Origin of the sequence: Amycolatopsis mongoliensis (assembly GCF_030285665.1) — a bacterium.
Lineage (GTDB): Bacteria > Actinomycetota > Actinomycetes > Mycobacteriales > Pseudonocardiaceae > Amycolatopsis > Amycolatopsis mongoliensis.
On the sequence record NZ_CP127295.1, the window covers coordinates 6,740,453 to 6,751,982 of the forward strand.

10 protein-coding genes and 1 pseudogene are annotated in these 11,530 nt (G+C 72.9%); 6 read left to right on the forward strand and 5 right to left on the reverse strand.

The features are described 5' to 3' along the window. Window positions 1–36: 36 nt before the first annotated feature. The 5 genes from QRX60_RS32335 to QRX60_RS32355 are packed head-to-tail and all read left to right on the forward strand — an operon-like array spanning window position 37 to window position 4,862. Window positions 37–1,182 (forward strand): NAD(P)/FAD-dependent oxidoreductase, encoded by a 1,146-nt coding sequence (locus QRX60_RS32335; RefSeq protein WP_285995218.1) that lies wholly within the window; start codon window positions 37–39, stop codon window positions 1,180–1,182. After that, window positions 1,179–1,433: a (2Fe-2S)-binding protein gene (locus QRX60_RS32340; RefSeq protein WP_285995219.1), complete on the forward strand. Its 255-nt coding sequence runs from the start codon at window positions 1,179–1,181 to the stop codon at window positions 1,431–1,433. Before QRX60_RS32335 ends, QRX60_RS32340 begins: the two co-directional genes overlap by 4 nt. Continuing rightward, complete coding sequence (locus QRX60_RS32345) at window positions 1,430–2,953, forward strand: FAD/NAD(P)-dependent oxidoreductase (RefSeq protein WP_285995220.1); 1,524 nt, start codon at window positions 1,430–1,432, stop codon at window positions 2,951–2,953. Before QRX60_RS32340 ends, QRX60_RS32345 begins: the two co-directional genes overlap by 4 nt. Beyond that, a complete protein-coding gene (locus QRX60_RS32350) occupies window positions 2,950–3,861 on the forward strand; it encodes a dihydrodipicolinate synthase family protein (protein WP_285995221.1) in 912 nt (303 codons plus the stop codon). Before QRX60_RS32345 ends, QRX60_RS32350 begins: the two co-directional genes overlap by 4 nt. Then, window positions 3,861–4,862 carry a proline racemase family protein gene (locus tag QRX60_RS32355; RefSeq protein WP_285995222.1) on the forward strand — a complete coding sequence of 334 codons (1,002 nt, stop codon included), beginning with the start codon at window positions 3,861–3,863 and terminating at the stop codon, window positions 4,860–4,862. The genes QRX60_RS32350 and QRX60_RS32355 overlap by 1 nt, the downstream gene beginning before the upstream one ends. On the opposite strand, the gene QRX60_RS32360 is transcribed toward QRX60_RS32355, so the two are convergent. The 5 genes and pseudogenes from QRX60_RS32360 to QRX60_RS32380 form a co-directional block, all read right to left on the reverse strand. Next, window positions 4,798–5,154, reverse strand: coding sequence for a darcynin family protein (locus tag QRX60_RS32360; RefSeq protein WP_285995223.1), 357 nt, complete (start codon window positions 5,152–5,154; stop codon window positions 4,798–4,800). The two genes, QRX60_RS32355 and QRX60_RS32360, sit on opposite strands and share 65 nt — an antisense overlap. Window positions 5,155–5,392: 238 nt before the next feature. Next, window positions 5,393–6,112 (reverse strand): annotated as a pseudogene (locus QRX60_RS32365) (family 2B encapsulin nanocompartment shell protein); the annotation flags it as partial. 248 nt (window positions 6,113–6,360) lie between these two features. Further along, on the reverse strand, window positions 6,361–8,337 hold the full coding sequence (gene ligD, locus QRX60_RS32370; RefSeq protein WP_285995224.1) for a DNA ligase D: 1,977 nt from the start codon (window positions 8,335–8,337) through the stop codon (window positions 6,361–6,363). Between the two features lie 73 nt (window positions 8,338–8,410). Then, window positions 8,411–9,988: an FUSC family protein gene (locus QRX60_RS32375; protein WP_285995225.1), complete on the reverse strand. Its 1,578-nt coding sequence runs from the start codon at window positions 9,986–9,988 to the stop codon at window positions 8,411–8,413. A gap of 125 nt (window positions 9,989–10,113) precedes the next feature. Then, a complete protein-coding gene (locus tag QRX60_RS32380; protein WP_285995226.1) occupies window positions 10,114–10,671 on the reverse strand; it encodes a TetR/AcrR family transcriptional regulator in 558 nt (185 codons plus the stop codon). Window positions 10,672–10,793: 122 nt separating this feature from the next. Here QRX60_RS32380 and QRX60_RS32385 point away from each other — a divergent pair, with 122 nt between their 5' ends. After that, a complete protein-coding gene (locus QRX60_RS32385; RefSeq protein WP_285995227.1) occupies window positions 10,794–11,498 on the forward strand; it encodes an alpha/beta fold hydrolase in 705 nt (234 codons plus the stop codon). Window positions 11,499–11,530 lie beyond the last annotated feature (32 nt).

Consider the following 11,530-nt stretch of genomic DNA (forward strand, 5'->3'; position numbering starts at 1 on the left):
CTCCGATCGTTCGCTTTACCGAACACCGGAGGGTCGATGAACCGAACGCGGGTGGTGGTGATCGGGGCCGGCGTCGTCGGAGCGGCGTGCGCCCGGGAGCTGAGCCTCGCCGGGTTCGGCGTCCTGGTCCTCGACCGCGGCCGGCCCGCGGGCGGCACCACCTCGCACGGCGAGGGCAACCTCCTCGTCTCGGACAAGGGGCCGGGCGCGGAGCTGCGGCTCGCGCAGCTTTCGGCCCGGCTGTGGCCGGAGATCGCGGCCGAACTCGGCGACGCCTGCGAGTTCGACCCCAAGGGCGGCATCGTCGTGGCCACCACCGAAGCCGGCGCCCGCGCGCTCACCGCGTTCGCCGCGGAGCAGGCCGAAGCCGGGGTACGCACCGAGGTACTGTCCACAGTGGACCTCGCGGCGGCCGAACCCGCGCTGACCCGCGAGGTGACCGCCGCGGTCCGCTACCCGGAGGACGCGCAGGTCCAGCCGGCCGGCGCGACCCTGGCCCTGCTCGGCTCGGCCCTCGCGCACGGCGCCCGCCTGCGCACCGACGTCGAGGTCACCGGCGCCGTCGTCCGCGGCGACCGGATCACCGGGGTCCGCGTGCCCGGCGAGGTCCTCGACGCCGACGTCGTCGTCAACGCGGCGGGCCCGTGGGCAGGAGAAGTCTCGGCGCGCCTGGGCGCCCCGATCGCGGTCCGGCCCCGGCGCGGCGAGGTGCTGGTGACCACGCCGATGCCCGGGGTGGTGCGGCACAAGGTCTACGACGCCGACTACGTCGGGGCGGTCGGGTCCGGCGACGGCCGGCTGCAGACGTCCGCCGTCGTCGAGTCGACGCGGGGCGGCACGATCCTGATCGGCTCGTCACGCCGCCGGGTCGGCTTCGACGACGCGATCGTGCCGGCGGTGCTGAGCGCCATCGCGGTGAAGGCGCTGCGGCTGTTCCCGTCGCTGGCCGACGCCGCGGTGATGCGCGCGTACGGCGGCTTCCGGCCCTATGTGGACGATCACCTCCCGGTCCTGGGTGAGGACCCGCGGCTCGGAAACCTTTGGCACGCGACGGGACACGAAGGCGCGGGCATCGGCCTGAGCGTCGGCACGGCGAGGCTGCTGCGCGAACTGCTGACCGGGGCTTCGCCGTCGATGCCGGTCGAGGAGTTCACTGTGGACCGTCCGGCGGTGATCGCATGATCGAGATCACCGTCGACGGCGAGCGGGTGCCGGGCATCGAGGGGCAGACGGTGGCCGGGGTGCTGCTGGCCGCCGGCCGGATGTCGTGGCGCACGACCCGCTCGGGAGCCCCGCGCGGAGTGTTCTGCGGGATCGGCGCGTGCTTCGACTGCGTGCTGACGGTGAACGGAGTGCCCGACGTCCGCGCGTGTCGCCGCCGCGCCGCCGACGGGGACGAGGTCCGGACGCAGTCCCGGCAGGAGAAGGCATGACGCGGGTGGTCGTGGTCGGCGCCGGGCCCGCGGGGCTCGCGGCCGCCGAGGCTGCGCTGCGGGCCGGGGCCGAGGTCACGGTCCTGGACCAGTCGGACGCGCCGGGCGGCCAGTACCACCGGACGCTGTACGGCGCACGGCAGCAAGGCTTCGAGAGACTGCTGGCGCGGTGCGACTGGTGGCCGGAAAGCACGGTCTGGGCCCTCGAAACCACCGCGGCCGGCAATGCTGGGGCCGCCGATCGCGCGGCGGGGGAGTCCGCGGCCGGGGATGCCGCGACTGGTGATACCGGGGCAGGCGATCTCGCGGCCGCCGCTCGCGCGGCCGGCGATGCTGGGGGCGGCGATCTCGTGGTGGCCGACCCCGCGACCGGCGTCCGCGGGGTCGGCGACGCTGGGGCCGGCGATGCCGCGGCCGCAGCCCCTGGAGCCGGCGGGCGGGGAACAGGCCTCCGGCTCCACGTCCTCCGCGGTCCGGCTGACGGCACCGGCCGCACCCGCCACACGCTCGAACCCGACGCCCTCGTCCTCGCCACCGGCGCGCACGACCGCACCCTGCCCTTCCCCGGCTGGCAGCTGCCCGGCGTCTTCACCGCGGGCGCCGCGCAGGCGCTGGCCAAGGGGGAGCGGGTCGCCGTCGGGCGGCGGGTGCTCGTCGCCGGGGCCGGGCCGTTCCTGCTGCCCGTCGCCGCGTCGCTCCTGGGCGTCGGGGCCGAAGTGGCCGCCGTGCTGGAGGCCAACCCGGCCCCGACCGTCCTCAAAGGATGGCGCTTCCCCACGCGCAAAGCCGGCGAACTGGCCCACTACGCCGCCACCCTCGCCCGCCACCGCGTCCCCTACCACCTGGGCCGCACCCTCGTCGAAGCCCGCGGGGACGAGCGGGTCCGCGAAGCCGTCACCGCCCGCGTCCGCCCGGACTGGTCGGTCATCCCCGGCACCGAACGCACCTTCGCGGTCGACGCCGTCTGCGTCGGACACGGCTTCACGCCGCAACCCGAACTCGCCGTCGTCGCCGGGTGCGTGCTCGACGGTGGGTTCGTCCGAACGAACAAGGACCAACGGACCAGCGTCGGGAACATCTACGCCGCCGGGGAGATCACCGGGATCGGTGGTGCGGACGCCGCACGTGCCGAGGGCGCCGTCGCCGGATGCGTCGCTGCCGGGGGCACGCCGAGCCCTGAGCTGCTGCGCGAGCGTGACCGCACCCGACGATTCGCGGACCGGCTGAAGGCCGCCCACCCCATCGGCGCCGCCTGGCCCGGTTGGCTGCGCGACGACACCATCGTCTGCCGCTGCGAGGAAACCACCTACGGAGAAATAAAAGCCGCCGTCGCCGACCCCACCACACCGGGCCCGCACGCCCTCAAGCTCGGCACCCGCGCCGGCCTCGGCCCGTGCCAGGGCCGGATGTGCGGGCCCACCGTCGCCGAGCTCTGCGGGGGCACCGAACGCCACCACCGTCCGATCGCCCAGCCGATCCGCCTGGGCGAGCTCGCCGACCCGAAGGAGACCCCAGCATGAGCACCCGCGACCTCGGCGGCGTGGTCGTCGCCGCCGCGCTGCCCTACCGGGCCGACGACTCCGCCCCGGCCGGGCTGGCCGTCGACTACGACGCCTACGCCGAACACTGCCGCTGGCTCGTCGAGAACGGCTGCCGCGGCGTCGGCCCGAACGGTTCCCTCGGCGAGTACTCCTCGCTCACCGACGACGAACGCCGCCGCGTAGCCCGCACCGCGATCGACGCTGTCGGGAGCGACGGGATCGTCGTCGTCGGCATCCACGGCCCCGGCGCGCACCAGGCCAAGCAGTGGGCGGAGGCGGCGGCCGAAGACGGCGCGCACGGCGTGCTCTGCCTGCCCCCGACGCTCTACCGCGCCAACCGCGGCGAGGTCCTCGCGCACTTCGAGGCCGTCGCGTCCGTCGGGCTGCCGGTGATGGTCTACAACAACCCCTTCGACACCAAGGTCGACCTCACGCCCGACCTGCTGGCCGAGATCGCGCAGATCGACAACGTCGTGGCCGTCAAGGAGTTCTCCGGCGACGTCCGGCGCGTCCTGGAGATCCGTGAGCGCGCCCCGGGGCTGGCCGTGATCAGCGGCGCCGACGACGTCGTCCTGGAGAGCCTGCTGATGGGGGCGACCGGCTGGTTCGCCGGGTTCCCGAACGTCTTCCCGGCCGAGTCGGCGCGCCTGTTCGAGCTGGCCACGGCGGGCAAGCTCGACGAGGCCCGGGCGCTCTACGAGCCGCTGGTGGCCGCGTTCCGCTGGGACTCGCGCACCGAGTTCGTCCAGGCCATCAAGCTCGGGATGGACATGGTGGGCCGCTACGGCGGGCCGTGCCGCCCGCCACGCGGGCCGCTGTCGGACGCCCAGCGCGAGCAGGTCCGCGCCGACATGGGCCGGGCGCTGGCCGCGCTGGGGGTGGCGTAGTGCGGTCCTCGCGCGCGATCACGGCGGTCGACTCGCACACCGAAGGCATGCCCACGCGAGTGGTGACCGGCGGTGTCGGCCCGATCCCCGGAGCCACCATGGCCGAGCGGCGCCGGTACTTCATGGAGCACCTGGACCACATCCGGCAGTTCCTGATGCACGAGCCGCGCGGGCATTCGGCGATGAGCGGCGCGATCCTGCAGCCGCCCTGCCGCGACGACGCCGACTGGGGTGTCGTGTACATCGAGGTGTCCGGCTGCCTGCCGATGTGCGGCCACGGCACCATCGGCGTCGCGACGGTGCTGGTGGAGACCGGCATGGTCGAGGTGACCGAGCCGACGACCGTGGTGCGCCTGGACACCCCGGCCGGGCTCGTGCGCGCCGAGGTCACCGTCCGCGACGGGCGCGCCGAACGGGTCAAGCTCCGCAACGTCGCGTCGTTCCTCGCCGAGCGCGACGCCGTCGTGGACGTGCCCGGCCTCGGCGAGGTGCGCTACGACCTGGCCTACGGCGGGAACTTCTACGCCATCCTCGAACTGTCCCAAGTGGACATCCCGTTCGAACAGTCCGAAAAGGACCGGATCCTGAGTGCCGGCCTCGACATCATGGCCGCGATCAACGAGCAGCGCCCGCCGAAGCACCCGGCCGACCCGCTGATCGGCGGCTGCAAGCACGTCCAGTTCCTCGCCCCGGGCTCGGACGCGCGGGCGTCGCGCAACGCCATGGCGATCCACCCGGGCTGGTTCGACCGGTCGCCGTGCGGCACCGGCACGTCCGCCCGGATGGCCCAGCTGCACGCCCGGGGCGAGCTGCCGCTGCACACGCCGTTCGAAAACAGTTCGTTCATCGGCACGACGTTCACCGGCGAGCTGGTGGGGGAGACGGAGGTGGGCGGGGTGCGGGCGGTGATCCCCGAGTTCTCGGGCCGCGCGTGGATCACCGGCACGGCCACCTACCTCCTCGACCCGGACGACCCCTTCCCGACCGGGTTCGTGCTCTAGGACGTGATGCTGGCGACCACGTCGACGCCGTAGTTGTTCGCGTAGCCGTTTTTTCGACGCCGACCAGGATCTCCGCGACGTCGAACCAGCGGTCCCAGAAGGGAGTTTCACGCAGGACGTCGACCAGGCGCTGGTACGCCGCGTGGTCGACGGCCTCCCACACCCACACGTCGGTCACGCGCGCCGAGTAGAACTCGGTGTCGTAGAAGCGCGAACGGACGCCTTTCGCCTTTTCCTCGATCGCCGGGACGACCTCGGTGCGGAACGCCGCGATCCGCTGCTCGACCGTCATGGCCGGCCACTCGTGCAGGTGCCGGCCGAGGGAGCGCACCGGTTCGCGGGTCTGCCGCGGCTTGTCGTGAGTGAGAAACCGGGTTGGAACACGGTTTCTCACTCACGACCCACTGTCCATGGACATCAGACGCGCGACACCAGAGCCGCGACGCTGCAAGACGATGATGAGCCCCCTGGTCGACCTCACCGCGCGGGAGTACCGGGTTGCCGGGCACATCGCCGACGGCCCTGACGGGTCATGAACCGGTCTCGACGTCGTCGAGGACGCCGAGCGCGTCCGGGACCAGCACGGCGGCGGAGTGGTAGGCGCTGACCAGGTAGGAGGTCACGGCGCGGTCGGTGATGCCCATGGACCGGACGTTGAGCCCGGGCTGGTATTGGTCCGGCAGGGATTTGGGGCGCAGGCCGATGACGCCGGCGTCGTTCTCGCCGGTGCGCATGGCCAGGATCGAGGTGGCGCCGGTGTCGGTGATCGGGATCTTGTCGCACGGCAGGATCGGGACGCCGCGCCAGGCCAGGACGCGTTTGCCGTCGAGGGCGGTGGTGTCGGGGTAGAGGTGCGCGCGGGTGCATTCGCGGCCGAACGCGGCGATGGCACGGGGGTGGGCGAGGAAGAACTTGGTCTTGCGGCGGCGGCAGAGCAGGTCGTCGAGGTCGAGTGGGGTGGGTGGTCCGGTGCGGGTGGTGAGGCGGTGTTTGAGGTCGACGTTGTGCAGCAGCCCGAATTCGGTGTTGTTGACCAGTTCGTGTTCTTGCCGTTCCCGCAGTGCTTCGACGGTGAGCCGCAGTTGTTGTTCGAGCTGGTTCATCGGGTTGTTGTAGAGGTCGGTGACGCGGTTGTGCACGCGCAGCACGGTTTGGGCCACGGCGAGGTCGTATTCGCGGGGGGTGGGGTCGTAGTCGACGTAGGTGCCGGACAGCATCGGTTCGCCGTCGTGTCCGGCTGCCAGGTCGATATCGAGAAACTCATCGTTCGTTTTTCCTTGGAGGGCAAGGAAACACACCGGGCGCCCGGCATCGTCCCCTCCCCACCGACGCTAGCGAGGAACGATTCGCGGGGACAAGGAGCTTCACTCGCGCTGGCCGGGCGGTGCCCGTCTGGCCCAGCGGCACCCCTGCGCGGGGTGGTCCGAGACTCTTCCCGGGCGCCCCGTTCGGGACCGGGGACACCTCGTTGGGATGACGCGGCGCGACCGTGGGTGTCCTAGGGGAGGGGCGCGGCGCTCTCGGCCAGGCCGGCGAGCAGGTCACCGTACTCTTCGACGCGGTCCAGGACCTCGTCGGCGGTGAACGTCAGGTGATTCACGTGGCGGCAGGCGCGGACCTCGTCCCACGTGACCGGCGTCGACACCGTCGGGTGGTCGCGGCCGCGCAGGGAGTACGGCGCGACCGTCGTCTTGGCCGGGTTGTTCTGGCTCCAGTCGATGAACACCCGCCCGCCGCGCTGCGCCTTGGCCATCACCGCGGTCACCGAGTCCGGCGTCTCCCGCGCGAGCCGCTGCGCGAGCCGCTTGGCATAGGCCGACGGCGCCGACGCGTTCTCGGTGCGGATGCCGCAGTACAGCTGCATTCCCTTGGAGCCCGACGTCTTCGCGTACGGCGTCAGGCCGTCGGCGACGAGGACGTCGTGGAGGCGCTCGGCGACGCGGGCGCAGTCGACGACCGACGTCCCCGGCCCGGGGTCCAGGTCGAACACCAGGCGGTCGGGGGGTTGCCGGGTCCCCGCCTTGACCGTCCACTGTGGAACGTGAAGCTCGAGCGCGGCCATGTTGGCCGACCAGACCAGGGCCGGCAGGTCGTCCAGGAGCGGGTAGTCGATGGTGCCGCCGCCACCGCGGGAACCCGTGCTGGGCAGCCGCACCGTACGCAGCCACGACGGGGCGCCCTGGGGGACGTTCTTCCCGAACCACTTCTCCCCGTCGACGCCGTCGGGGTAGCGGATGAACGTGACCGGCCGGCCGGCGAGGTGCGGCAGCAGGACCGGCGCGATCCGCGAGTAGTAGTTGATCACCTCGCCCTTGGTGAACCCGTCCGCCGGGTACAGCACCTTGTCCAAATTGGACAACGTGAGCCGCCGGTTTCCGGCCTGCACGGTGATCTTCTGCCCGATCGGCTCGGGCGGCGGTGCGGCCGGTTCCGGTGTGCCGGCGCGCGGGGCGAGGACGTCGTCGGGTTCCTTGTCCGCCCGCAGGCCGCGCCAGGCGGTGTGGCGGACGCGGCCGCCCCGGGTGAACTGGCGGTAGACGATCTCGCCGACGAGCCGCGGTTCGACCCAGCGGGCGCGGACCGTGTCCTCGCGCGGTGGCGTCGTGACGAACGGGTGAGTGCGGCGTTCGAGCGGCTGCAGCCGGGCCATCAGCTCGGCGCGCGCGGCCTGGCTGAAGCCGGTGCCGACGTCGCCGATGTAGACGAGGTCGCCGGTGGCGGGGTCGTGCGCGCCGAGCAGGAGGCCGCCGAGGGTGCCGGTGAAGCTGCGCTGCCCGGGCCGCCACCCGCAGACGATGACCTCCTGGGTGCGGATCAGCGGGTGCTTGAGCCAGGAATCCGGCCGCTGCCCGGGCACGTACGCGGAGCTGCGCAGCTTCGCGACAACGCCCTCGTACCCCGCGGATGCGGCGTGGGCCAGGAAGTCCGCCGGCGTGCGGCGGTCGGCGGCGAGCTCGTCGAAGGTGACGGCGCGGACCACCGACACGCGGTAGGGATCGGGCATCGGCAGGCCGGCCAGCAGGCGGCGGCGTTCGTCGTACGGTTCTTTCAGCAGGTCGCGCTCGCCCAGCTGCAGCAGGTCGAAGGCGAGGAACCGGACCGGGACGTCGTCGAACCCGGTGGATTTCGGGGCGCCCTGGTGCCGGACCCAGCGGCCGCGGCGTTCCTGCATCAGCTCGAAGTCGATCCGGCCGTCGTCGCCGTAGACGACGACTTCGCCGTCGAGGTAGGCGGCCTGGCCGTCGAGGGCGGGGGCGAGCACCCCGGCGAGGTCGGCGAACTCGGCGGTGAAGTCGATGTTGTTGCGGCTGGTGAGGACGGTGGTGCCGTCCGGGGCGATCCGCATGGCGGCGCGGTAGCCGTCCAGTTTGTACTCGTACGCCCACTCGGCGCCGCTGCGCAGCCGGCCGCCGTCGGCCTTGGCCAGCATCGGCTCGACCCACGCGGGGACGCGGGACGCGTCGTGAGCAGCCATGCCGAACCTCCGTCTGTGCTTTTTCGACGGTAACCCGTTCGGCCTAGTTCTGCTGGGTTTGCGCAGGTGAAAGCTATCGGAAGGCTTGTTCCCATTCCTGCGTGCCGGCGAGCTGCCCGCCGGGCGCGCTCGCCCAGCAGGCGGCCAGCAGGTCGTAGCCGAGGTGGACGAGCTCCGCGTGGGCCGGCCAGTGCCGTCGCGTCCAGGCGAGGTCGTTGTGGGCCGAGTCGATCGCCGCGCGGGTCGTGCCCTCCAGCTCGAACTGCAGGTCGCGCCGCAGAGGCATTGCTGCGGGGCCGGTCGCGAGCAGCGTCCGGGCCGCGGCGCGGACGCGGGACTCGGTCCAGCGGAACGTCTTCCGGTGCGCGTTCGGGACGAGCAGGTACTGCGCCAGCATCGCGAGCGCGACGCCGATCGCAGTCTCCACGAGGCGGTCGCGGATCACCGGGCCGACCGGGCCGGTCGCCGAGGCGCCGCCGGCCAGCAGCGCCACCGGCGTGATGAACACGACGGCCACCGCGTAGTTGCGCGGGACGAACAGCTCGATGCAGAACTGCAGCGCCGCGATGGCGGCGACCACCGCGAAGCCGGTGGGTTCGGCGAGGGACAGGGTGGCGAAGAGTCCCAGGCCGACGGCGGTGCCGGCGAAGCGCTGGAGGCCGCGCACGTTCGCGTGGACCCGGCTGGTGCCCTGCTGCAGGACTACCAGCGCGCTGAGGACCGCCCAATGCGGGCGCGTCAGGCCGAGTGCGGCGCTGAGACTGCCGGCGATCGCGCAGGCGGCTCCCACGCGCAGGGCCGTCACCGTGGCGTGGGAGCGCGGCGAGGCCGACCGTCGCAGCCGGTAGCCGACACTGGGACGGGCGAGGGGGAGGGTGCCGCCGGGCGGGGCTTCGTCGAGGCCGGCTTCGGTGCCGGTCGCGTCCGCGAAGCGCCGGTGGGCGGCGAAGAGCGTCGTCGCGAGTTCGGATCCGGGGCCTTGGCCGGCGTCGTGGACGGCGTTCCACGCCGCGGATATCGCCGAGCCGGCCGCGTGGCGTGCCTGCGCGCCGGGGTTTTCCGCCGCGACGTCGATCGCCTTGATCGCTTTCCGGACCGCGACGCGTTCCGGTTTGTCCCGGTCGGCGATCCGTCCGGCCATCGACACGATCACCGAGGACGCGCCGCCCAGCGCCGTGCAGGTGAGCAGGGCTGCCGGATCGGCGCCGGCTTCGGTGGCGACGAGGGCACCGCCGCAGACGAGGGCGAAGAACAGCGCGCCGGGCGGCCCGAGCCGCAGGGCGTCGACGGCGTAGACGGCGAGGATCGCGACCGCGGTGACCACGACGACGACGGCGGCCTTGCTGCCGGTGCGCCCGGCGGCCGTGCCCAGCGCGGCGACGAGCAGCAGCAGGGCGGCGGCGGTGAGCACCACCCGGGCGCGGACGCGGTAGGGGCGGCCTTCGCCATAGAGGACGGCGAAGGCGCCGAAGGTGACGAAGAGGGCGACGTCGGCGTGCCCGGCGAGGACTACGCCGGCGCCGGGGAGCGCGACGGCGGCCGCGGCCCGCAGCCCGGCACTCCACCGGCGTCCGGCGGCGGGCAGGGCGAAGAGCAGGGCCCGGGACCGGTCGACGCGGGGGAGCGGGTCTTCGGGCAGTTCGGACGGCACGACGACCATTCCAGCACGCCCGGGGGCGGTGGCCCGGCCGGGGCGAGAAGTCCGTGAATGGCACATCGAGGGACTTCAAGTCCGGCGATGTGCCATTCACGGACTTACTGCCGCCTGGCCCGGGGTCAGGCGGGGAAGAAGTCCTCGACCGCGCGCCGGAGTGTCGCTCGCACCGTCTGCGCGTCGTCCAGCTCTCCGCCGTGCAACGCGCCGTCGCGGAGGAGCACCAGGACCCGCGCCGCGTGGTTCGGTTCCGGGTGGCCCAGTGCCGCCGCGTCGCTGCGGAGGACCTCGAAGAACCACTGGCGGTGGTCGTCGATCACCCGGCGGACCAGGGAACCGGGGTCGGGGTACTCCGCCGCCGCGTTGAGGAACTGGCAGCCGCGGAAATCCTCGCCGCACGTCGCGTCGCCCACCACCGACAGGGTCGAGGCCAGTGCCTCACGCGGCGGCTTGCCCGCGCGGGCCGCGTCGACGGCCTGGCGGATCTGGCGGCTCGTCTCCGCGAGGTACGCCGCCACCAGGTCGTCCTTCGTGGGGTAGTGCCGGTAGAACGTCGCCCGGGTCACGGCCGCCTCGGTGACCAGGCGTTCCACCCCGACCGCGTGGATGCCCTCCGCGTAGAAGAGCCGGGACGCGGTCGCCAGCAGCCGGTCCTTCGGGTGCACCTCGGCAGACGTCATCCCGCCAGCATAGAGAAAGAATGATCGTTCTGCTAGATCGGCTTCGTCACATTGCCACGGCGTCCCCGAGCGGCCAGAGTATGGAGACAGAAAGACCGATCGTTCTCTCTAAGGAGCCAGTCATGAGCAAGCCCACCATCGTCCTGGTCCACGGCGCTTTCGCCGACTCGTCGAGCTGGACCGGCGTTGTCGCGAAGCTGCAGGAGCAGGGCTTCCCGGTCGTCGCGGTGGCGAACCCGCTGCGCGGCGTCGAGTCCGACGCGGCCTACGTCGCGGACGTCGTCAAGGGCGTCGACGGCCCCGTGGTGCTCGCCGGCCACTCCTACGGCGGCGCACTGATCACCCGCGCGGCCACCGAGACGCCGAACGTCCGCGCCCTGGTCTACATCGCCGCGTTCCAGCCCGACGCCGGCGAGAGCGTGTTCGAGCTGTCCGGCCGCTACCCGGGCGCGAAGCTCGGCCCGGAGACCACGAACGTCCTGGTGCACGACGGCGCGCCCGAGCTGTCGATCAAGCCGGCGGACTTCGCCGAGGTCTTCGCGGCCGACGTCCCGGCGGAGACCGCCGCGATCCTGGCGGTCACCCAGCGGCCGGTCGCGCAGCAGGCGCTGGCCGCGCCGTTCGAGGGCACGCCCGCGTGGACGAAGCTCCCTTCGTGGACGCTGATCGCCAACCAGGACAACGCGATCCCGGCCGCGGCGCAGGAGTTCATGGCCGAGCGCGCGTCGTCGACGGTCCGCCGGATCGACGCCTCCCACGCGGTCGCGGTGTCCCAGCCGGACACGGTGGCCGAGGTGATCGCGGCCGCGGCCACCGGCACGGAGTGACCGATCGGGGGACGCCGGGGGCGGGGCCCCGG

What these genes read in the sequence shown, in the direction of transcription:
- QRX60_RS32335 (WP_285995218.1), top strand. Translation starts at nt 37, where the DNA reads ATGAACCGAACGCGGGTGGTGGTGATCGGGGCCGGCGTCGTCGGAGCG.
- QRX60_RS32340 (WP_285995219.1), top strand. Translation starts at nt 1,179, where the DNA reads ATGATCGAGATCACCGTCGACGGCGAGCGGGTGCCGGGCATCGAGGGG.
- QRX60_RS32345 (WP_285995220.1), top strand. Translation starts at nt 1,430, where the DNA reads ATGACGCGGGTGGTCGTGGTCGGCGCCGGGCCCGCGGGGCTCGCGGCC.
- QRX60_RS32350 (WP_285995221.1), top strand. Translation starts at nt 2,950, where the DNA reads ATGAGCACCCGCGACCTCGGCGGCGTGGTCGTCGCCGCCGCGCTGCCC.
- QRX60_RS32360 (WP_285995223.1), bottom strand. Translation starts at nt 5,154, where the DNA reads ATGACGGTCGAGCAGCGGATCGCGGCGTTCCGCACCGAGGTCGTCCCG.
- ligD (WP_285995224.1), bottom strand. Translation starts at nt 8,337, where the DNA reads ATGGCTGCTCACGACGCGTCCCGCGTCCCCGCGTGGGTCGAGCCGATG.
- QRX60_RS32380 (WP_285995226.1), bottom strand. Translation starts at nt 10,671, where the DNA reads ATGACGTCTGCCGAGGTGCACCCGAAGGACCGGCTGCTGGCGACCGCG.
- QRX60_RS32385 (WP_285995227.1), top strand. Translation starts at nt 10,794, where the DNA reads ATGAGCAAGCCCACCATCGTCCTGGTCCACGGCGCTTTCGCCGACTCG.